This window comes from Psychrobacter sp. UBA3483 (assembly GCF_002377905.1).
In the GTDB taxonomy this organism is placed as follows: Bacteria; Pseudomonadota; Gammaproteobacteria; order Pseudomonadales; family Moraxellaceae; genus Psychrobacter.
Window position 1 is genome coordinate 1 of the sequence record NZ_DFQS01000014.1, and the last position, 23,603, is coordinate 23,603.

16 protein-coding genes are annotated in these 23,603 nt (G+C 44.2%); 4 read left to right on the forward strand and 12 right to left on the reverse strand.

Annotated elements, in window-relative coordinates:
• Positions 1-138: 138 nt before the first annotated feature.
• Together B2866_RS02680 and lpxB are read right to left on the reverse strand one after the other, a co-directional pair.
• The gene (locus B2866_RS02680) at positions 139-966 is read right to left on the reverse strand and encodes a ribonuclease HII (protein WP_296190460.1); all 828 of its coding nucleotides are present in this window, start codon (positions 964-966) and stop codon (positions 139-141) included.
• Positions 967-1,072: 106 nt separating this feature from the next.
• Positions 1,073-2,410 carry a lipid-A-disaccharide synthase gene (gene lpxB / locus B2866_RS02685; protein ID WP_409520898.1) on the reverse strand — a complete coding sequence of 446 codons (1,338 nt, stop codon included), beginning with the start codon at positions 2,408-2,410 and terminating at the stop codon, positions 1,073-1,075.
• 577 nt (positions 2,411-2,987) lie between these two features.
• Between lpxB and B2866_RS02690 the strand changes: the two genes are divergently transcribed.
• Positions 2,988-4,070: a 3-deoxy-7-phosphoheptulonate synthase gene (locus B2866_RS02690; protein WP_296190461.1), complete on the forward strand. Its 1,083-nt coding sequence runs from the start codon at positions 2,988-2,990 to the stop codon at positions 4,068-4,070.
• 137 nt (positions 4,071-4,207) lie between these two features.
• Here the strand turns inward: B2866_RS02690 and pepN are convergent, their stop codons facing one another.
• Entirely contained in the window at positions 4,208-6,823 is a 2,616-nt protein-coding gene (pepN, locus tag B2866_RS02695) for an aminopeptidase N (RefSeq protein ID WP_296190485.1), read from the reverse strand.
• 384 nt (positions 6,824-7,207) lie between these two features.
• On the opposite strand from pepN, the gene pal reads away from it, so the two are divergent.
• Both pal and B2866_RS02705 read left to right on the forward strand, forming a co-directional pair.
• Entirely contained in the window at positions 7,208-7,726 is a 519-nt protein-coding gene (gene pal / locus B2866_RS02700; protein WP_296190462.1) for a peptidoglycan-associated lipoprotein Pal, read from the forward strand.
• Positions 7,727-8,033: 307 nt separating this feature from the next.
• Positions 8,034-8,636, forward strand: coding sequence for a 4'-phosphopantetheinyl transferase family protein (locus B2866_RS02705; protein WP_296190463.1), 603 nt, complete (start codon positions 8,034-8,036; stop codon positions 8,634-8,636).
• Between the two features lie 127 nt (positions 8,637-8,763).
• Here B2866_RS02705 and B2866_RS02710 read toward each other — a convergent pair whose 3' ends face one another.
• A complete protein-coding gene (locus B2866_RS02710; RefSeq protein ID WP_296190466.1) occupies positions 8,764-9,645 on the reverse strand; it encodes a hypothetical protein in 882 nt (293 codons plus the stop codon).
• A gap of 617 nt (positions 9,646-10,262) precedes the next feature.
• Here B2866_RS02710 and B2866_RS02715 point away from each other — a divergent pair.
• Entirely contained in the window at positions 10,263-11,021 is a 759-nt protein-coding gene (locus B2866_RS02715) for an IclR family transcriptional regulator (RefSeq protein WP_296190468.1), read from the forward strand.
• Between the two features lie 170 nt (positions 11,022-11,191).
• Here the strand turns inward: B2866_RS02715 and mmsB are convergent, their stop codons facing one another.
• The 8 genes from mmsB to B2866_RS02755 all read right to left on the reverse strand — a co-directional run bounded on the left by mmsB (position 11,192) and on the right by B2866_RS02755 (position 23,196).
• Complete coding sequence (gene mmsB / locus B2866_RS02720; protein WP_296190470.1) at positions 11,192-12,145, reverse strand: 3-hydroxyisobutyrate dehydrogenase; 954 nt, start codon at positions 12,143-12,145, stop codon at positions 11,192-11,194.
• 111 nt (positions 12,146-12,256) lie between these two features.
• Positions 12,257-13,489, reverse strand: coding sequence for an enoyl-CoA hydratase/isomerase family protein (locus tag B2866_RS02725; protein ID WP_296190472.1), 1,233 nt, complete (start codon positions 13,487-13,489; stop codon positions 12,257-12,259).
• Between the two features lie 57 nt (positions 13,490-13,546).
• Positions 13,547-14,329, reverse strand: coding sequence for an enoyl-CoA hydratase (locus tag B2866_RS02730; protein WP_296190473.1), 783 nt, complete (start codon positions 14,327-14,329; stop codon positions 13,547-13,549).
• An 81-nt stretch (positions 14,330-14,410) separates the two neighbouring features.
• Positions 14,411-15,571, reverse strand: coding sequence for an acyl-CoA dehydrogenase family protein (locus B2866_RS02735; RefSeq protein ID WP_296190474.1), 1,161 nt, complete (start codon positions 15,569-15,571; stop codon positions 14,411-14,413).
• 197 nt (positions 15,572-15,768) lie between these two features.
• Complete coding sequence (locus B2866_RS02740) at positions 15,769-17,253, reverse strand: CoA-acylating methylmalonate-semialdehyde dehydrogenase (protein WP_296190476.1); 1,485 nt, start codon at positions 17,251-17,253, stop codon at positions 15,769-15,771.
• A 341-nt stretch (positions 17,254-17,594) separates the two neighbouring features.
• Positions 17,595-19,712, reverse strand: coding sequence for a propionate--CoA ligase (locus B2866_RS02745; RefSeq protein ID WP_296190478.1), 2,118 nt, complete (start codon positions 19,710-19,712; stop codon positions 17,595-17,597).
• Positions 19,713-20,028: 316 nt separating this feature from the next.
• Complete coding sequence (locus B2866_RS02750) at positions 20,029-21,693, reverse strand: fatty acid--CoA ligase (protein WP_296190479.1); 1,665 nt, start codon at positions 21,691-21,693, stop codon at positions 20,029-20,031.
• 318 nt (positions 21,694-22,011) lie between these two features.
• Positions 22,012-23,196 carry an MFS transporter gene (locus B2866_RS02755; RefSeq protein ID WP_409520897.1) on the reverse strand — a complete coding sequence of 395 codons (1,185 nt, stop codon included), beginning with the start codon at positions 23,194-23,196 and terminating at the stop codon, positions 22,012-22,014.
• Between the last annotated feature and the right edge of the window lie 407 nt (positions 23,197-23,603).

Here is a 23,603-nt window from a genome sequence, read left to right on the forward strand (position 1 = left end):
CCAAGTTTAGGGGGTCAGTTCATAATAAACAGATGGTTTTTTTATGATTGAAAGCATTTTCTTATTTAATTTTGCTTAGGCTATTTAATTAAGCAGTCTCATTCTGCTAGCTAATGATCATTTTTAGGTTAGGCAATGTTAGCGTTCAAGCACTTTTCTTACCGGCGCAAAGCTACGTCTATGCGCGGCTAATACGCCATGAGCTGCAATCGCTTCCATATGAGCGCGCGTTGGATAGCCTTTATGCTTGGCAATACCGTATTCAGGATGTTCAGCATCAAGCGCATACATAGTCTTATCACGGCTTACTTTTGCCAAAATACTGGCTGCCGCAATACTGGTATGGCGCGCATCGCCTTTTACCCAGGCTTGACAGTCAATCGCTGATTTATCTATACCAACTGTGGCAAGACTGGCATAATCTACGTCAGGACAACGATTGCCATCAATCAATATCTCAAACAGTGTTTTCTGTTCTTCATCAAGGTATTTAGCAACTATCTGCAATAAAACCTCTGTGCATAAGCGCATCCCTAGCATGGTCGCTTGCAAAATATTGACTTGGTCGATGACCGCTGGCGGTATATCAGCGACGATGTGCGCGACTGCATGCTGCTGAACCAACGGATAAAGAAGATCGCGCTTCTTTTCACTCAGCTGCTTTGAGTCTGTCAGTATAGATAATGGCGTATTTTTTAGTGGCTCATCTTCAATTAGACCTGCCCACGCCGCAGGTAATATTGCTGCAGCGACATTCACACTACCTAGCAGCGGTCCACGCCCTGCTTCATCAACGCCAATTTGTATGGCTGCTTGTTCACTCGCTTCATTTACCAGATATTGCGCCATTAGCTCCACGATATTTAGCTGACCTGATAATTGTATGGGCGCCGCCAGTTGTATGTATTGTCCTTTAATATCAACCTGCTCAATGATTCTTTCAATCTGAACGGTATGCTTAGGCATAACAGGGCTTTTTATAGTATTGTTTTCTGCAAAAGGCATAGTATTCATAACTTATTATTTTTAACTTTACGGTTTAATGTGTTTGCATGACATAGTAGTTGCTTGATTACTGGGCTTGATAGTTATCTTGGCTGTCGTAATTTTGTTGGTCACTAACATCATGGCTTAGATGACTGTCGCGGTTTTGAACAAACCACTGCTCAATGACACTATGCGCAGGATCATGATTACTTTGTTGTTGTAATAAATGCTTGGTATCAATCAGCGCTTTTAATTGCTCGGCATAGGCGCGCGGCTGCAACAAACGCATCACGGTACGACAGATATTATCCCCACTTGCCTGCTCTTGGATAAGCTCGGGCACGATTGCGCTGTCTGCCAAAATATTGGGCAAACCGACATAAGGGACTTTGACCAAACGCTTTGCAATCTGATAGGTCAGCTGATTTAATTGGTAAATCACCACCATTGGGCGCTCAAGCAGCATGGCTTCTAGAGTTGCTGTTCCTGAAGCCAACATAACCATGTCTGATGCCGCCATCGCCTGCTGACTAAAGGCTGGCTGACTTTCATCATAGACCACCACAATCGCCGCGCGAAGCTGCTCTGAGCGCTTATCAATGACATCTTGCACGATATATTGATGGTTTTGATCGACAGTTGGAATGATAAAGCATAGCTTAGGATCTAACAGCAATAGTCTTTGGATACCATCGAGCATGAGCGGCAAAATAGCGGTTATCTCGCCCCGTCTTGACCCTGGCATGACACAAATAAGTTGGCTGACCTCATCGAAACGATCGATGAAAAACTGCTGCAAGCCATCGTTGTGCCAGACCAATTCGCTACGGCACTGATTGATGGGCGTCTCAAGCAATGTTTGATCAATGGTTCGTAGTAGCGGATGACCGACGCAAATCGCAGGATGGTTATAACGCTCGTAGACTGGCAGCTCAAATGGGAATAGGCATAGAACCAGATTGGTTGCTGCCATAATGTTATGAATACGCGACTCACGCCAAGCCCAAATAGACGGACTAACATACTGCACGCAAAACACGCCCTGCGGCTTTAATTTCTTTGCCACTCTGAGGTTAAAATCAGGCGCATCAATGCCAATAAACCAATCAATGCTTGCGGCTTTAAATGCCGTCAGCAGCTCTTGACGTGCTTTGAGCAAATCTGGTAACTGCGCCACCACTTCGACCAAGCCCATTACAGCTAAGCGCGATAACGGGAAAATACTTTGCAGCCCTTGCGCTTGCATTTTTGCGCCGCCAACGCCAACCCAAATAATATCATCACGCAGATTGTTCATCTGCTGCATAAAATCTGCACCCAAACTGTCGCCTGATACTTCACCGGCGACAATCCCTATCACCAGTGGCGAGCACGTCATCTCAGGCAATTTATCAAAAGCACCATAAGTATCCGGTGCTGGCATTATATCAGCAGGTTGGTGAGGCGTAGCAGGATCTGTCATGATAAGCTCTCAATATTAAAGTGTTACAGTTTAATTGGTGCCATTTAAGTAGCACTGTTAAATAAAACAAAGAATAAAGTACATCAATTATAAAAATGATTATATAAAATATAGCACAGCTTATCCGTAATAAGATGCCCATTCAAAGGCATCTTAGCCGCTCGCATCATGCTCAAATTTGGTTGTTTATATCGTCATCATACGTGACCGTGCTTGAAATAGCTAAAAATAGCGAAATTAGTGCACAAAATCTAGTCCGTATCATTTATCTATATATGCCTATAGGCGTGCTGTTTAATGAAAATTTGGACTTAGTTTAGCGATAAACAGTCATTTACCCTATCCTTTACCCTGCCTTATCATTCTTATACACCTATGAATGACAGCATGTTAAGACGGCTTGCAGCGATAAGGTATAACAAAGTTTTGGTCGCCACATTCCAGTTAGCAGTCAATTAACTGTACGACTGCCCTTGTCAACCGGCGCTTTTGTCCGCATAATGAATATCCCTATAAATCAGCTAGACGATATATAATCATGACAACACCAGCTACTCATAATGCAGATATTGACGACGTGAATATTGAAAAATTCATTCCTTTAATCACACCCGCTGAGCTAAAGTCTGAGCTACCTTTGTCAAATGACGCCTATAATACGGTTCTAAAAGGTCGCAATACCATCCAAGATATCCTTGATGGCAAAGACAAGCGTCTATTTGTGGTTATCGGCCCCTGCTCTATTCACGATATTAAAGCCGCCCACGAATACGCCGATCGCTTAGCCGTACTGGCCAAAGAGATTGAAGACAGCATCTTCGTTGTGATGCGCGTTTATTTTGAAAAGCCGCGTACCACGGTTGGCTGGAAAGGCATGATTAATGACCCTGATATGAACGACAGCTTTGATATCGAAAAAGGTCTACGCACTGCTCGTAAGCTACTGCTTGATTTAAATGAAAAAGGTCTGCCGTGCGCGACCGAAGCATTAGATCCAAATACGCCGCAGTACATTCAGGATTTAATTAGCTGGTCAGCCATTGGCGCGCGTACCACCGAAAGCCAAACGCATCGTGAAATGAGCTCAGGCTTATCGTGCCCAGTTGGCTTTAAAAACGGCACAGATGGCGGCATGACCGTTGCAGTTAATGCCATGCAAGCGGTAAAAGAAGGTCATAGCTTCCTCGGCTTATCAGCAGATGGCAAAGTTTCTATCATCAAATCAAAAGGTAACCCTTACGCACACGTGGTACTACGCGGTGGTGATGGCAAGCCAAACTATGATGAAACCGCTGTTGCGCAAGTTGAAAACGAGCTGGCAAAAGGCAAGACCAACAGTAAGATTATGATTGACTCAAGCCACGCCAACTCAGGTAAAGACCCGTATCTGCAACCAATGGTCATTCAAAACGTTGCCGAGCAGATTAAAAATGGTAATAAATCCATCATCGGTCTAATGATTGAGAGTCACCTAAAAGGCGGCAATCAAAAGCTAACGGCTGATTTGAGCCAGCTTGAGTATGGCAAGTCTATCACCGATGGTTGCTTAGATTGGGATAGTACAGTCACTGCCCTACACAATCTACGTGATATGGTTAAAGACGCTCTGCCGAATCGTTAAAAGCGCTTGGTAGTAATGAATACTGATTGACCACTCACTAAAAGGCCCGTTTGATATCAGATATCAGACGGGCCTTTTTTGTGCTTTTTAACTTATTAATCTTCCTTTATAAGCATTAACTTATAAAGTACTGCTCTTTACGCAGTTGCAGAACTTTCATTTGCCGTACCTAAAACACTGTTTAAGCTTTCAATTACATGCTTAGAAGTCGCTTGCTTTTGCAGTGCAAGCAACTGCTCATGCGCCATTTGACGGCGCGGTTCAACTAAGGTATTCCAACGTGCCAGCACTTGTAATAAGCGCGATGCTAACACTGGATTGGCGTCATCCAGCCTTTTAATCACGGCGATATAAATATTCAAACCCTCTGGTGTCCATAAGACTGTAGGCTGCGAGGTAAAGGCGCTGATGACTGAGCGCACACGGTTGGGCGTATTCCAATCAAAATCTGCATGCGCAAGTAAGGATTTAATAGTATCAGGTGTGACTGTATCAGCAGAGGCTTGCACACTAAACCATAAATCAATGACCAAATCATTATTTTGGAAGCGCTTATAAAATTCTGCCAAATAGGCATCAGCATTTGCCAGTTGATGATTGACCATCGCTTTTAACGCGCCAAAACGTTCTGTCATACAGCTGGCATTATCATATTGCTGCTGCGCCCATTCATCTGCACCGGTAACGTTGGCGGTCAAGGCCATATCTAAGACCACATTACGTAAAGCGCGATTGCCACGAGCTTCCGCACTGTCTTCATAAGCCTGTATCGGTAGCTGCGTATAAAGCGCTGCCCATTCATCTTTTAACGCTAAAGCCAGCTGTTGATATAAGCCTTCACGCTGTGCTTTTACCAACTCTGGATCGTAATCTTTATGAATGGCAGATGCCAGCTCTGGTGCTGACGGAATATCCAGCAAACGTGCTGCCAACATCGCATCATTAGCAGCCAATTCAGGTAAGGTCTGCGCCACCGCTTGTAGATACACCTCAGGACTGCTTTTCGCGCCTTGTCCTTGCAGTAAAATGCGATTGACCAGCATTTGCGTCACTTGCCAGCGGTTAAAACCATTGGTTTCATATTTAAGCAAAAACGCCAAGTCTTCATCTTGATAATCATAATTCAGTTGTACTGGCGCGCTAAAATCACGTAGCAAGGAGACTACTGGCTCACTTACTACATTTTCAAAGGTAAAGGTTTGCGTGGCTTGATTCAGTAGCAACAGACGCTCAGCGATGATAGCACCAGAATCTTTATCAAATAGCGCCGTCGCTACAGGAATCGGCAATGGCTTTGGTACGTCAAAACCTGCAACCTGACGGGTTTGCTGACTGAGCGTAATAGTCAATGTCTGTGTCGCGCTGTCATAATCTTCATGACCAGACACCACTGGCGTACCGGGCTGACGATACCAGTCGATAAAGTCCTCAATTTTGCTATCGGTAATACTAAGCGCCGATAGAAAATCTTCAACCGTCACCGCTTGCCCATCATAACGACGGAAATACTCGTCCGTCCCTTTACGGAAGTTATCAGGCCCTAGCGTATTGGCAATCATACGCACGATTTCAGCACCTTTTTCATAGACGGTGGTGGTATAAAAATTATTAATCTCAACGAAACTCTCAGGGCGTACAGGGTGCGCTAGTGGTCCGGCATCTTCAGCAAACTGATGGGCGCGCAAGGTTGCCACATCATCGATACGTTGGACGGCACTTGACTGCTGGTCAGCTGAAAACGATTGATCCCGATAGACGGTAAAGCCTTCTTTTAGACACAGCTGGAACCAATCACGGCACGTGATACGATTACCTGTCCAGTTATGAAAGTATTCATGAGCAATGATGGATTTGACACTAAAGCTGCGTGCATCTGTGGTGGTTTCAGGACTAGACAACACACAAGCGGTGTTAAAGATATTTAAACCCTTATTTTCCATCGCGCCCATATTAAACTGACTGACGGCAACAATCATATAACGGTCTAAATCATAAGCGCGGCCATAATTGACCTCGTCCCACTGCATTGAGTCTTTTAAAGCTTGCATACCGACAGCACATTTATCGATATCTTCCGATTTCGCATAGAGCTCAAGCATTACCTCACGCCCTTCGCTCGTGGTATAACTATCAGTCAATACATCTAAGTCAGCGATGACACAAGCAAACAAATAGCTTGGCTTATTGGTCGGGTCTTGCCAAATCGCATAATGACGCTCAGGCGCATCCGACACTTCACCCGCTTCGAGCAAATTACCATTACTCAATAGCGTCGGGAAACGCTTATCGGCTTCAAGCCGCGTGGTAAACCTTGCCAGCACATCGGGACGATCTGGATAAAAGGTAATCTTGCGAAAGCCCTCAGGCTCACACTGAGTGACGAACATGGTATCGTCACCACTACCGGCGATATATAAGCCTTCAAGCGCCGTATTGGTATGCGGATGGATGCGTACTTGCAGCTGTAACTTGCTATACTCCGGCGCATCGGTAATGGTTAATTTACCATCCGTTTGCATATAGCGCTCACTGGCAAGCAGCTCACCATTAAGCTTAATAGATATGAGCTCAAGTGCTTCGCCATACAGTACCAAGTCGCCGTCAGTCTGACGTTGCATCATCAAAGTGCTGTCTACAATGGCATGGTCATCGAATAATTTAATATCCAAATCAACGGTTTCTACCGCAAAGCTTGGCGGTTGATAGTCTTTTAAATGAATTTTACTCGGCGCATTTGGTGGTACATCTGGCATGTCAGGATTGATAATTTGCGCAGCAGTTTCGGTAGTGGACATGGAAATTCCTATTATTATTCACGTTTTAAACAGTTAATTGATTGTTTTGCAGAGTCCTATAAATAAGCACGATGTTCATTATAAATAGAGTTTTCAAGATAGTTAGTTACATTGACCTAAACGGCGAAATTTCAAGTACGATGAGTAATTAAATTGATTAAAGTAGAAACCAATTCAAAGGTTTTAATTAGAACGCTACATATCTTTAGGTAAACTCTCGAACTATTTACAGTAATACTACTTACATAAAGTAACATTTAGTATATGATAGATAGTAATTGCCTAAGTTTTACCGAAAGCAGTTTAAAAACAACAAATGTTATTAAAATTTTAGGAGCTCATATGTCTACCAGTATCGCAAAAGTTGCTGCCCTCGCAGTATTATCAAGCGCTGTCGTATTCGCGTCAGGTTGTGCTAACAAACGTGCGACCTCAGAAGTGGTCGTTGCCCCACTAGGTATTCCAGGTGGTCAAGTTGGTTATAACGGTGCGGTTATCGTTGATAATTCAAATGCCGTTATCACTGGTGCAGAAAATCTACAAGCCGTGGTTTATTTTGCTTTTGATAGCAGTGAAATCACCTCACAAGCTGCTAGTGTCTTAAACCAACACGCTAGCCTACTAAGCTCAAATCCAAACGCCGGTGTCGTTATCGCAGGTCATACCGATGAGCGTGGTAGCCGCGAGTACAACATGGCACTAGGCGAACGCCGTGCCCAAGCCGCTCGTGATTATCTTGCTGCTCAAGGTGTTGCAGCAAACAATATCCGTATCATCAGCTATGGTGAAGAGCGTCCTGCTGTTGCCGGTACAACTGAAGATGCCTACGCCCAAAATCGCCGTGCTGAGTTGTCTTACTAATAGTATTTAGTAAGCGTTAATCAGCCGTAGCTTAAAGGAGCCCAGCAATCTATTGTTGGGCTTCTTTCATTCTACTCTATTCGTAGTCTATAAATAAATTATGTCACTTTTAAAACTATATGATATTCACTACCAGCAACTTGACGCTACCACCTGGTATGCGTCAGCTCAGATTATCACACCTTTTTTTTTAAATTATCTCGATTTATTGAATAATTTGCAGCAGTTATTTAATCCTCATTTATTATCAAAGAACAAGGTGGAAGAGTTGCGCCACATGCAGTGGCGTCAGATGCAATGGTACCGCATGCCTAACGTGTCTCTATCCAAACGCGAGATAGCTCATCGTCAGCGCCAACAGCAACGCACTGGCGTACGACTATTATTACAATCACTGCTTAATAAGCTAGAGATTATTGATACCTTGGATGATGCAATTTTTCCATATCGACTTGCCAATAGTCAATACTACGTCTGCTTTAGTCATACTGGTGCCCATAACAAAATTATTGCTAATCAGCATAAAAACGAACAACCCTTTGAACCTTTAGATAATAAAGTCGCGGTGGTCATTAGCGCTCATCGACCTGTGGGCATTGATATAGAAGTAAATGCCGTTAAATGGAAGGTTGCGCAGCGCTTTTACCACGCCAATGAGATGGCTATCTTGCGAACCTTACCAGCTCTGCAAAGAGATATGATCGCCAAACTACTGTGGCAAATAAAAGAGAGCTTTATTAAGGTTTACCAGTATAAGTTGGCGCAAGGATTAGGAATGGATTACTCCTACCTCATTGCTGATTTAATACGTGGCGCTACAAGCAATTTACCTTTACTGCACATTAACGACAATAGAAGCCATTATCGTATCGCTCTGTCAACCGCTCAGCAAACCGTGATTATTTATTAAATACTTCCTAATACTTTTAAAAAAAGTGAGTGAGAACTCTATTTTAGACCAAAAAAAACGACCCTAAAAAGGATCGTTTTTTTATTACTACTTATCTTCTAATAACAGTCGTTAAACTGTGATTAGCTTAGAAGCGGTAAGTTGCACCAACCTTAACAATTGGCATCCACTCAAGATAGTTTTTATCTTCCAGTTCGTTCTCAGCTAAACGCGCAACATCTTGAGCGGTCTGTGTAGTAGTTACATCGTTACCAGCACCGTCTTTTATGCTAACGAAGTCACCACTTACATTACTTGCAGTCACAGTAGCGTCAGTTTTACCCATATATGCTGCACCGATTTCACCAAATAGACCGAAGTTATTAGTGATATTAGGACGGAAACCAATAGTAGCATAAGGCGCTAGCTTGTTACGATGTTCCATAGTACCTTGTAAAGAGCCCACATCGTTTGCGTTATACTCTGCGCCATTAATTTTATATACGCCACCGTTAGGGTTAGCAGTTACGTCTAAATCGTTATCAGGAACGATAATACCAGCGCCCATTGTGAACCAGTTACCAGTAGGACGTAATTGTACACCTAGGTATGGGTTACTAAAATCAGAATCAACGTCGTAGTTTACGTCGTTTGCATCGAAATCACCGCCGAATAGGTCAGCAACATCGCCACCTGCCCAACCAGCTTGTAATTCAGTTTTGTCGTTAAGTGCCCAACCAATGTTAGCACCATAACCTAGTGTACCAACTTCAGCGCTGATAGCCGCTGGATGAGTAACGGTTTGGAAGAATGTCTTAGTACCACCAGTAACCGCACCAGCAGTGTTACGTACAACACCAGCATCGGCATTATATGCATAAGCAGGCTGTGCTTGATAAGCAACGGCAACTGGCTCAGCTTCGTATACAACTGCATCGTTGTTATCAACAACGATAACTGGCTCAGCGGCTAAGGCAGCAGTTGACGCTAAAACAGCAGCAGAAATTGCTGTTAATTTAATAAGTTTCATAAATACTCTCCTAAAGTGTGAAATTACTCGCCCGTAAAAAAATGATAATTTAACTTTTTTATAAACAACCATTTTGTTGAGCAGATTAAAACAATTTTGGCTTAAAAAGTCACCCCCATGAATGCGCTTTTTATTTGCCGTTATGTAAAGATTGCATAGATATTGTAATATTTGCTACACCAACCTGCAAAACTTCGGTTTCCTGTTACATAATACTCTCAAAGCAACTGAATAGTCAGAACATGAATATTGAATCGCTTAATGCTCATGTAAAGGTATTACAAAACATGTCAGTATGATGACCTACCTCATCTTTTAACTCAATTACAGTTATAGAGTTTATTACTACAGTTTGTTGTGGTTTGTGAGTTAACGTATCTAATCCTACCCAAAAGACAAAATAGTATAGCAACGAGATAAACTGGTTTAAACTATCAAAATGCCAATATATCGTTTGTATATAATGAGATATAAGCTTGTTTGAGCGCAATATTATGCTAAATTAGAGCTAATAATAGATTTGTTTTTAGTCTTTAAATTTGTGGACTTCCATTATCGTATTAATGGTTTTTTCCTATTCTTCGCTTTGTCTTTATCATTCTTATTGAGCCATTTATATGCCAAAAGTATCGTCGATTACCCGTGTGTTAGAGATTATCGAAGCCGTCTCTTATGCCTCCAAACCCCTCTCACCACTTGAGCTGTCGCAAGAGCTAGATATCCCAAAACCTACTATTCATCGCTTGATTCAAAATTTGGTCGACGAAGGGTTTGTGACCGTTGATATTGGCGGAGGTATTATTCCTGGTAAGCGGGTGCGTAATTTGAGCGTCGAGCTTTGGCAGCAGCGTCAGTTCTTTAATGAGCGGCAAATTATTTTGCAAAAATTGGTTGATGAGATTAAAGAAACTTGCGGTATCGCCATTCCTTATCAGATGGACATGATGTATACCAACCGCGCTAACACCTCATTGCCGTTACAGATTTATCTTCCTGTAGGCGCAAAATCACCGATGTGGTGTACAGCTACGGGTAAGTTGTATCTCAGCCAGTTGTCTGCGACCAGCCGCGCTAAAATACTGCAAGGCCTACCGTTAGATAAGTTCACCAAAAATACGATTACCGATATTGATACGTTAAATACTGAGCTTGATCGTATTGCAGAGACGGGTATCGGTATTGATAATGAAGAATTTATCTCTGAAATGGTAGCCGTGTCGGTACCGGTATTGGATAAAAAATCTCGCTACCTGGCGTCGCTATATATCCATGCCCCAACCATTCGCGTGTCATTAGATGAGCTAATGGAGCATGTACCGCGTTTGCAAACAGCGGCGCAGGATATTCAAGCATTGGTATATGAGCTACAAAACTAGCATCTGTATCATTAAGAAAAAACATAACCTAACACAAAAGAGGTCTGCGCTATAAAACCAGCGCAGACCTTTTTGATGCTTTTCTATATAACACTATTAAGAACAGTTTTTTAATATTTCATCAAAGCACAATATTTAAAACTGGTTAAGAGGCTTAATCTTTAAGACCGTTAAGACAATACTGACCTGTCATGACGCCCCATAATACTAGAAAAGTCTTTATCGCCATTTTCTAGCGTATGTGCTTCATAAAGCTCCGTCGCTTTTGCTCCCATCGGGGTGTCAACATTGGCATCTTGAGCCGTTTGCATCGCAAGGTTTAAATCCTTTTGCATGAGCTTACTCATAAACCCGCCTTTATAGCCATTACTAGACGGGACATTCTCCATCACTTGCGGATAAGGGTTATAAACTTCTAGCGTCCAGTTACGGCCCGAGCTTTGTAGCATAATATCTGATAGCACTTTAGGGTCGAGACCGTTTTTAACCCCTAAGTTAATCGCCTCTGCCGTCCCTGCCATTAAAATACCTAACAGCATGTTATTGCAGATTTTCGCCACTTGTCCGGCGCCATGCTCGCCTGCATGGAATATATTTTTGCCCATAACGGCGAGTATCGGCTCGGCTTTGGCAAACGCCTCAGCGCTACCACCGACAATAAAGGTTAAAGTTCCAGCGATGGCACCGCCTGTACCGCCGGAGACTGGCGCATCTAAAAAGTCGATGCCAAGCTTACTTGCTGCTTCTGCCACCAATCTTGCATCAGCCGCTGCGATGGTACTGCTATCGATGACCAATGTACCTTTTGGCAGTTCTGCTAGTAGGCCCTCAGCCCTATTATCTCCTAGATAGACAGAATGAACGTGCTTGCCCGCAGGCAACATGCTAATGACTACTTGTGCATTGCTTGCAGCATCTTTAGGGCTACCAGCCACACTGGCACCTGCTTGCTGTAAGCGCGCGGTTGCTTCCTCAGACAGGTCATAGACAGAGAGCGTATAACCTGCCTTTAACAAGTTCTCTGCCATCGGTGCGCCCATGTTACCGAGTCCAATAAAGGCTATATTCGGCTTGGCAGTATTGTTTGAGTCTTTATTGCTTAAACTTGAATCCTTTGTGCCCATCTCATCGCTCCTTGATGATTGCTTATTATTTATACATATATGTAGACAGTGCCATATAGAGTCTTACGTTTTTTAATTTATCCCTGATTTTTATAAAGAGCTTACAAGCTCTTAGCGCACTAGCTGGTTACCTAACGCTTCTTCGCCCAACCAATCGCCTAACGGATGCTCGTCTTTAGCATAAGGGTTTACAAAGTGCTGATGTATATACGCCTGCCCTTCGCTACTGAGGCAGTCTGCTAATGAACGCGACCACTGTGGATTGCGGTCTTTATCAATCAGTAGCGCCCGTACACCTTCTTTAAAATCAGGATTGGCGGCACAATGCACCGCTACGTTAGTCTCTAAATACAAAACCTGCTCTAGCGATAAGTCCGTGACTTTATGATACAGCGCATAGGTTAAAGCGGCGGTAACGGGGCAACCATGTCGATAAGTATCCACGGCGCGCTGCGTCCAACTGTCTGCTGCAAAGTCTGTATCTAGCTTTGCTAGCGCTTCATCGCTCTGTAGAAGCGCATCAATATCTCCTAGTCCGCCACTGTTCAGCAATTGCTGGATAGGATGCCAATAGGTTGCTAATTTGCTAGCAGGCAATTCGGCTACAGGATGTGCTGCTAATGCACGACTAACAATACTATGAGCGCTATCGTTGTGGAATTTATCGGTATTACCAGCTGCTGATTGCCAATTACTCTGTTTTAAACTTTGTATGACAGCATCATAATCACTACTGGCAACGGCATACTCTGCAAGATTGGATAATAAAGCGTCATTGCCGTTACACATCGCACCCGTTAGCCCTAAAAACAAACCTGTCTTAGCGGGCATGCGCTGGAGGAACCAACTACCAGAGGCGTCAGGGAACAGTCCAATGGTTACTTCTGGCATGGCAAAGCGGGTGAGCTCAGTGACCAAACGATGACTACAACCAGCCATCAGACCCATGCCGCCACCCATAATAATACCGTCGCCCCATAGGATTAATGGCTTTGGATAAAAATGCATCTGCCGATAAAGACGGTATTCATGACCAAAAAACTCTGTCGCATAAGGATTCGGTAGCGGAGCACTGCTGGACATGCTGTCATAGAGCTTACGGATATCGCCGCCAGCACAAAACGCCTTGTCACCTGCCCCTTTTAACACCAATGCCACTATCTGATCGTCATTTTGCCACTGCTCTAGCTGCTGGGCTAATAACTGACACATCTCGACACTGAGCGCATTGAGTGATTTGGGCGTGTTTAACGTCATTATGCCAATCAGATGACCGCACTCTGTCGGCTCAGTATTGAACAGTACCGACGCTTCTTGTTCTGTGTTTTGTGTTACTGCTGTCATAAAAGAGACCTACCAAAATTAAAATGAGTAAAGTAAATATTAAGACATGCCTACAGGCTATTTATTTTGCCAATTGGGTGTGCGCTTTTCTAAGAATGCTTGTACGCCTTCGCGCTGATCGTTGGTATCGAATAACTTAACAAAAGCTTCGCGCTCATGGATAAGGTTTTGGGCAGGCGGGGTATTTCTTGCCGCTTGGATAAGAGTTTTAGAGTAGCTAACGGCAACAGGAGATTGTTTAGCGACTTTTTGCGCTAAGGCTTGCGCCGCTAATAAACCGCCACCCTTTGCCGTGACTTCTTCGACTAAGCCAATACGTAATGCGGTCTCGGCATCGACGCGCTCACCGCACAATATCATACGTTTCGTCCAACCTTCACCAACCAGCAAAGGTAGATTCTGCGTACCGCCTGCACATGGCAATAAGCCCACGCCGGTCTCTGGTAAAGCCATCTGTGCATGCGCTTCTGCGATACGAATATCACAGGCCAGCGCGCACTCAAGTCCACCGCCCATCGCATAACCATTGATAACCGCGATACTGACACCGCGATACGCTGATAGCGCTTCAAACGCTTCGCCAAATGCAATTGCCATGCTGATTGCTCGGCCTTTATCACCGTCTGAGAAATTGTTTAAATCCGCACCTGCTGAAAAGAACTTTTCGCCATCGCCATGAATAATTAAGGCATAAACATCATCATTGGCATTGAGGTCAGTGACCAGCTGCTTAAGCGCTGGCAAGCTTTCCATCGTCCACGTATGGGCTGGTGGATTATTCAGTGTCACGGTAGCAATATGGCCGTCGATTGATAACTTGAGATTGGTATAATCCGTCATAAAATATCCTTATTATGATTTTTTATAAAATTGCTTTATCCATAAATTCAAATAGGCAAATTATCTATTTATATGAGATGATTAGCGTAACTGGCTTAACGCATCATCCTGCATAAGCTGGCGCGAGACAATCACCCGCATAATCTCATTGGTACCTTCTAAAATCTGATGCACACGCAAGTCTCGCACATGGCGCTCAAGCGGATATTCATTGAGATAGCCATAACCACCATGCAGCTGTAAGGCTTCATTGGCAACATCGAAACAAAGATCCGTAGAGAGACGTTTTGCCATGGCACAGTAGGTAGAGGCCTGCGCGTCATTGTTATCGATTTTGCTAGCAGCCAAATACAGCATTTGCCTTGCAGTAATGGTTTGGGTGAGCATATCAGCAAGTTTAAACTGTACTGACTGTAGGCTAGCAATCGGGCTGCCGAACTGGCTACGCTCTTGCACGTAATTGGTCGCGGTCTCAAGCGCTGACTGCGCGGTACCAACTGCACAGATACCGATATTAATACGACCGCCATCTAAGCCTTTCATCGCAATACGAAAGCCTTGACCTTCCTCGCCGATGAGATTTTCTGCTGGTACTTTGACATCTTTAAAGCTGATGGTGCGGGTTGGTTGCGCTTTCCAGCCCATTTTATGCTCGTTTTTACCATATTCGATACCAGCGCTATCAGCGTCTACCACAAATGCCGACACCCCTTTTGGGCCGGCAGCACCGGTACGTGCCATGACCACTAACACATCGGTCGAACCTGCGCCTGATATAAAGGTTTTCTCGCCATTAAGCACATAATAGTCGCTTTGCTTGTCGGCTTTGGTACGTAATGAGGCGGCGTCAGAACCAGCATTCGGCTCAGTTAAGCAGTAACTACCAAGCCATTCACCGCTGACCATGTTGGGCAAATACTTTTTACACAAAGCATCGCTACCGTACTCACCAATCATCCAGCTCGCCATGTTATGGATACTCATATAGGCGGCTACAGCGGTATCGCCCCAAGCCAGCTCTTCAAACACCATAGCAGAGTCTAAGCGTGGTAGCCCTAAGCCATCATAGTCTGGATTGGTATACAGCCCTAAAAAGCCAAGCTCGCCGGTTTTTTTGATGACATCGATGGGGAAATGCGATGTACGATCCCATTCAGCCGCGTTTGGCTTTAGCTCTTTTTGGGCAAACTGTCTGGCAGTTTGGCGAAAGGCGATTTGGTCTTCCGTTAATGAGAAATCCATAGGGATATCCTTGTGCTTGCATAGCAATAATGATGGAGAGAAGGTTATAAGCCGTCAGTCTACTGCCGTTTAAACCCTGCTGGTTATACAGTATAGCAGCGCTATAACGACAATCATAAAACCATGCTTTTACTAAAAAACACTGAGCAAGATTGTCGCTATATTACCGCTATGCTGCAAATATAGTGGATTGATAATTAAATTGAAATAGTGGTATTAACGCCGCGACTTGCTTCATCATCGAACCAACGAGCAGTGACCGTTTTGGTTTGGGTATAGAACTGTACCGCCTGCTTACCATAAGGACCAAGATCACCAAGCTTACTGGCGCGTGAGCCTGAGAATGAGAACATCGGTAGTGGCACAGGAATTGGCAAGTTAATACCGATTTGCCCAACTTGTACATCTTGTTGGAATTTATGCGCAGCAGCGCCTGACTGAGTAAAGATAGCGGTACCATTACCATGTGGATTGGCATTCAAGAGCTCAATCGCTTCATCAAGGTCGGCTGCACGCATGATACACAGTACTGGGCCAAAGATTTCTTCTTTGTATATTTGCATATCCGCAGTGACGTTATCAAAGATAGTTGGTCCTACAAAGTTGCCTTTCTCGAAGCCTTCAACCGTGATACCGCGACCATCAAGAAGCAGACTAGCACCCTCTTCTACCCCAGTTCCAATTAAGTGCTCAACACGCGCTTTTGCGGCAGGTGAAATGAGCGGACCTAAATCCTTGTCATTTTTACCTGCTGAAACCACTAAGCCTTCTGCTTTGGCTTTGATATCGTCAATCCATTCACCTGCTGCGCCCACTAGCACCACGACCGACAGCGCCATACAACGTTGACCGGCGGCACCAAAGGCGGCACCTGCTAGCTGATTGAGTGTTTGTTCTTTATTGGCATCAGGTAGGATAACGCCATGGTTCTTGGCACCCATCATACACTGGGCACGCTTGCCAGATTTGCTGGCGCGCTCGTAGACATGTTTGCCAACGTTGGTTGAGCCAACGAATGAAACTGCTTTGATATCTGGATGATCACAAATAGCATCAACCGTCGCCTTGCCGCCATGCACGACGTTTAAAACGCCCTCCGGGACGCCTGCTTCTACTGCCAGCTCAACCAGACGCATGGTCACCATTGGATCTTGTTCAGAAGGCTTAAGAATGAATGTATTGCCCGTGGCAATCGCCATTGGGAACATCCATAGCGGAATCATCACGGGAAAGTTAAACGGCGTGATACCAGCGCAAACGCCAAGTGGCTGCCAAATGCTATAAGTGTCTACGCCTGACGCGACATTTTCAACAAAGTCGCCAATCTGCAAATTGGCAATACCCGCGGCATGCTCGACGACTTCAAGACCACGGAACACATCACCGCGCGCATCAGCAATGGTTTTACCCTGCTCGGCAGTCAAGATTTCTGCCAGCTCATCCATATGCTCGCGAATCAATTGTTGATACTTTAAAAAAATGCGTGCACGTGTGGTAATGGGCGTTTTTCGCCATGTCTGAAACGCTTTTTGGGCGGCAGCGACGGCTTGGTTGATTTCATCATCAGTGGTTTGCGGGACTTTAGCGATAACTTCTTGGGTGGCAGGATCGGTAATGTCGATCCACTCGCTGGTATCAGAATCAACGAATTGACCATTGATGAGCTGTTTAACGTGGTGCATAAGATATCCTTATCTTGTTTGCGAGACTACCTTTTTATGGTGTCCTAGTATTCAAAAAAGAGATAAAAACGATAAGTTTTTATCCATCAAACTTAGTTTTTAAAATGATTTATTTCGTATCGTTATTGACTATAGCAATAAATCAATTTTAGGGTCAAGCGCTTTATTAAAGTTTTATTTGCGATTGTAGCCATTTATAAATCTTATCAGCCTAAAAATCAAAAAGCCCATGATGGTACATGAGCTTTTTACTACTTTTAAAGTTGTGTTTAAAACTGCGATTAAAATTTTGATTAGAATTGACGAGGCCATACCAGCAATTCAATCAATGGCTTTTTATTTTAATAATCTTTCATCGATTGTTTAATGGCATCAATCGCCGTTGGGTTATCAAGCGTTGACATATCGCCCGTTTCATTACCTTCGGCTAAAGCACGAATAGCGCGGCGTAAGATTTTACCAGAGCGCGTTTTGGGTAATGCTTGCGGGAAATAAATCGCCGCTGGCCTTGCGATACCACCAAGCGATTTGACCACCGCACCGATGACTTGCTGCTCAATACGGAAACGATTTTCGGTCGTCGCCACTTGCTCATGATCTTTTAGCACACAAAAAGCAATCGGCAACTCGCCTTTTAATTGATCTTTGATACCTACGACCGCACATTCAGCCATCTCTGGATGGGTACTGATGGCTTCCTCAATCTCTTGCGTGCCAATACGATGACCGGCGACGTTGATCACATCATCCGTACGTCCTAAGATATAAAAATAGCCATCATCGTCGGTCACGGCATAGTCTGAGGTTGAGTAGTGCTTGCCATCAAACAGACCAAAATAGCTGCTGATAAAGCGTTCGTCATTGCGCCATACGGTGGTGAGACAGCCAGGCGGCAGTGGTGCGCGAATGGCGAGCAAGCCTTTTTCGCCAGCTTTACAAAGCTCGCCGGTTTCTTCATTGATGACGTGGGCATCATAACCATACATGGGATAACCAGGTGAGCCTTGTTTGTGCGGTTTATGGTTAAATTTGGGCGTATTACTTAGAATTGGCCAGCCAGACTCTGTTTGCCAATAATGATCTAAAATCGGCACCCCTAAGTGCTTGGTCAACCAGTTGGCCGTTGATTCATCGAGTGGCTCACCTGCTAAAAAGAATGATTTAAGGCTAGAGACGTCGTAGCGCGTCATCCATGTTTCATCTTGTTTTTTCAGCATACGCACACCCGTCGGTGCGGTAAATAAAATATTCACTTTATTTGCTTCGACAATCCGCCACCAAATCCCTGGGTTTGGACGATGCGGCAAGCCTTCATACATGACACTGGTCATGCCAGCGAGCAATGGCGCATAAATGGTATAAGAATGCCCAACTGCCCAGCCGATATCTGATATCGCCCAAAAAGTTTCGCCGGCTTTGCCATCGTAGATATAGTCTATCGACGTCGTTAGCGCCACCGCATGACCACCGGTATCACGTTGCACACCCTTTGGCGTTCCAGTGGTGCCTGAAGTATACAGAAGATATGACGGCGTATTTGACTCTAACCATACTGGCTCAACAATAGCGTTGGCCTCACAACTGATACGGCGCTGGGCTGCATAATCGACATCGATAGATTTTTTCTCAAACGGCAACACGCCCCGATTGACGACTAGTACATGCTCAGGCTTGATTGTTGCTTGCTCAACGCCTTGATTAACGAGGCTTTTATAATTAATCACTTTACCGCCGCGTAGACCTGCATCGACAGTGATGACCATTTTTGCCTCAGCATCATCCATACGAATGGCTAAATTATGGGCTGCAAAGCCACCAAATACCACCGAATGCACCGCACCGATACGCGCACAGGCGAGCATCGCATAAGCCGCCTCTAGTATCATCGGCATATAGATAATGACGCGATCGCCCTTCTCGATACCATGACGCTGTAGCACATCGGCGAAGTAATTCACTTCTTTATAAAGGTCGTTATAAGTCAAGCGCCGCTTAGTATAATCAGTATAAAGCTCAACGTTATTGCCCAAATCATTAAAGGCATCGACAACGGCAGGAAAAGTTTCTATCAACTCTTGGTTAATCTCAGAGGATAGCCAAATAAAAGCATCTTGCTCGGCGCGCTCTGCAAGATGGCGATCGACACAGTTATAACAAAGGTTGGTCTCACCGCCGACGAACCACTTAGCAAACGGCAGATTGCTGTCATCAAGGATTTGCTCAGGCTGTTTATGCCAATAAATGCGCTTGGCTTGCTCAGCCCAAAACTGCTCGCGATTATCAATGGAGGACTGATATATATCGGCAAAGCTTTGCGTGCTATCAAATGATGGGTGAGAATCTTGGCTAGAGGATTTATTATTGTGATTGTTATTTTGATTCACAGCTTGATTGCTGTTTTGGTGAGTATTTTGACGACTGCTTTGATTGCTAGTCTGAGAGTTAGCTTGCTCGTTCATAATGGCTGTCCTTAGCGTAAACGATGGGTAATGCTGTACGTTTTTATAAAAAACAAGGTTATAAAAAGCGATGTTATAAAAAGCGCCTTTATAGAGATGATTTTATAATATGACGCTTTATAAGATACGCTCTTATTCAATAATATCATAATATAAAACTGGCTGTCCCTGCCAGAACTAAAAAACCGATACGTTATGTATCGGTTTAAAATGTAGCAGAGCTAATGATAAAGGTCAACTATTAAGCGTGTTAGCCGTTTGATACTTTGCTTAACGTAGCCGTTTTAAACAGCTGACTGTGCTTCTTAATTAAATCTTATTTTTGCTCGTCATACATCTCGCGCATGACTTTTTTATCATGTTTGCCGACCGAGGTTTTTGGTAGCTCATCGACAAACTTAAACTGACTTGGTACGCCGTATTTAGGAATAATTCCGCGCTCAACTGCTTGCTCAGCAATCGCTTTGATATCATCGGCACTGGTATCTTGGCAGGCAGGTTTGAGTACAATCAAGGCTAGCGGACGCTCGCCCCACTGTTTATCACGTACGCCAATCACTGACACGTCAGCCACCGCTGGATGTAGCGATAAAATCGTTTCAATCTCTAATGACGATATCCACTCACCGCCTGATTTGATCACATCTTTTAAACGATCGGTGATTTTAATATAGCCATCAGGTTGTATATAGGCGATATCTTGGGTGTGCATATAGCCATTTTCCCACAGCTCTTTACCAGCATCGTCATTTTTCAGATAGCTCTGCGTTAGCCAAGGGGCACGCAGCACCAACTCGCCCGTATTGTCTTTACCCATACCGACAGGCTCATTATCAGTATTCCATACTTGAGCGTCCACCATCAGTACCGGTTTGCCCGTCATACAGCGGCGAGCGATATCTTCGTCCTCAGACATCTCAGGCTCATTTAGGCTAAATTCTGTCAAGCTAATAAGCGGTGCAGTCTCAGACATGCCATAACCAGTATAAACTTCAATATCTTGCGCTAATGCTGCTCTCGCTAGGCCTTCGGTCAGTTTCGAACCACCGATAATCATTTTTAAACCATTAAAACTGGCATCACGCGCTTGCGCTTCTTTGAGTACCATCTGCAAAATCGTTGGTACGCAGTGGGTGATACTAACTTTTTCATTGATAATTAAATCCATTAACACGTCAGGTGCGTAGCGTCCCGGATAGACTTGTTTTAGACCAACCATAGTAGCAGTAAACGGGAAGCCCCACGCATGAACGTGGAACATCGGCGTCATCGGCATATAAACATCGCCGTAGCTAACGCCCTGCTTATTGGGCAGCATACCCAAGGTCGCCGCTTCCGTCAGGCTGTGCAAGACCAATTGGCGATGGCTAAAGAATACCCCTTTTGGATCGCCTGTTGTACCGGAGGTATAAAAGGTGGTAGCAATAGTATTTTCATCAAAATCTGGAAAATCAAACTCGCTACTAGCCGCCTCTAACAAAGTCTCATATTCACCGGTCACGCGATTTTGATTACCGCCAAAGACGCCTTCATGTGATACGCCATTGTCATCAAGCCAAATAATATGCTCAATGCTAGAGTTTTCAAACTGATAATCTTTCACCAATGGCGCAAATTCAGAATTGAGTAGCAATACTTTTGGCTTAGCATGATTGATGGTATAGAGGATTTTTTCGGGTGATAAGCGGATATTGACGGTTTGCAAGATATATTCTGACATTGGTACAGCAAAGTAAGATTCTAAGTAGCGATGACTGTCCCAATCCATCACTGCAATCACGTCACCGGCAGCAAGGTTTAAGTCGGCTAAGACATTGGCTAAGCGATTGATACGCCCAAACAACTCTTTATAAGTGAGGCGTTTTTTATCGGCATAAACGATTTCTTGTTCGAGCGACACCGTTTTGGCACGGTTTAATAGTTGCTTGATGATTAACGGATAATCGTAGGCGGACGGCGCACTATGATAAATATTTGACATAAATTTGACTTCCTTGTGGGTGGTTTTAATTATTTTAAAGCACTTTTAATAAGGCTTAAGAAACATATAAAAACAGAGCGCTTTTATCGGTATACGCGTGGCTGTAATGGATGGCAATACTTATCGTCATTCTTGATAAGCTCCATTGATAGTAAGAAAAAACCTAAGTCATGTAAAGCGTGCTTGCGTAAGTAGCATACGATGGCCAGTACGTTAATTGGCATTTAAACACACGAGTTATTATGTTATGACAAGTTATGGTATGACGATGTAGAGTTAAATTAAAAAACGTGGTATCAAAGGCTAGAAAAAATCCTCTTAATTCACGCGAGGATTTATTTTGACCATCCCAATGCTAGCGACCAATAACGCCAGCACTTGTACAAATAATAGCAACCAAACCGTCAGCGACCATTGTCCACGCGCGTAAGCGATGCCGCAAAGCCAAGCACCCATCGTGCCACCCGTGTAATAGCCCATATAATATAAGCCTGAGGCCAATGAGCGTCCTTTTTTGACATTGACCGCGATATAGCTGATGGTGGCCGCTTGGGTAATAAAGACGCCACTAGACATGATGGCAAGTCCTAATACGATACCCCAAAGCGGTGTCACTAGCGTTAAGAGCACGCCGAGCATCGATATAATAACTGCCACGCGAACCGTACGTGCCGAACCAAAGCGGCGGAGCAACGTCGTCGATAATGGCGTGATGACAACGCCAATTAAATACACCGCAAAAATATTGGCAAGCGCACCTGTGCTTAACTCATAAGGTGTATCGGCCAAATGCAAATTAATAAAGGTAAAACAGCCTACCAACGAGAACAACACGCAAGCACCAAGCAAGCAGGAGGTAACAACATAGCGATTGATCAAATGCTCACCGAGGGTCTGCATGGCTGAGCGAAAATTGGGATTGGCAACAAAGTGCCGTGACGATGGCAGCATTTTACCTACCCATAGCGCCCCGATAAGCGTCATACCTGCCATCACATAGTAGCCTGCGCGCCAACCGATAAGCTCATGCAAGTGCCCAAGTAAAAAACGCCCCATAAAGCCGCCGAGCACCGACCCTGACACATAAAATGACATCAGCTCAGTGAGCGCGCGTCCCTCAAACTCTTCACCGATGTAAGCAATCGTCACCACCGTAATACCGGGCACAGACAATCCCTGCATAAAGCGCCACATGCCCATCCAACCGATATTCGGACTTTGGGCAATTAACGCAGTGGGTATCGCTAAAAACAATAACGCCCCAACGATAAATGACTTGCGTCCTACTGCATCAGACAGCATGCCCAAAAATGGCGACATGATAGCAATCGCCAATATGGTGGCACCGACAATCATGCCCGCCTGCACCTCAGTTGCTGATAAATCCATCATCAAGACTGGCAAAATAGCTTGAATAGAATAAACCTGCAAAAAAGCAAACATCCCAATCAAGCCAATCGTCAGCTTCAATACCCATGAAGGCGCGTCAAAGGGCGTGTTGATACGTTGATTGCTGACGCTGTTATCTTGGCTAATACCAGCGGCTTTGCCATGAACATTGCTATCATTATTTATACTGTTATTTATATGATTATTCAAAGTATGACTGACTATATTGAGTGCTTTTTTTAGCTAGAGCTGAATTGTTCTGGCTCGTACTAAATGACGCATGGGTGATAGAAATAAGTGGTAGCAATTACATCATGCCTAGCATAAAACTTATAACTGACTATAAAAAGATGGCTGATTGGTGATTTTATCACAGCAAATACCAAACTCAGGTTTCGGTATGTTATTCACGCCATTTTTTTAAATGCCGCTTTATAAAAGCCGTTTTAGCACTGTAGAGGTGACTGATATTTTTGACAGCGAATAGATTACTGTCTACTATAGTGTATCAAATACAAAAG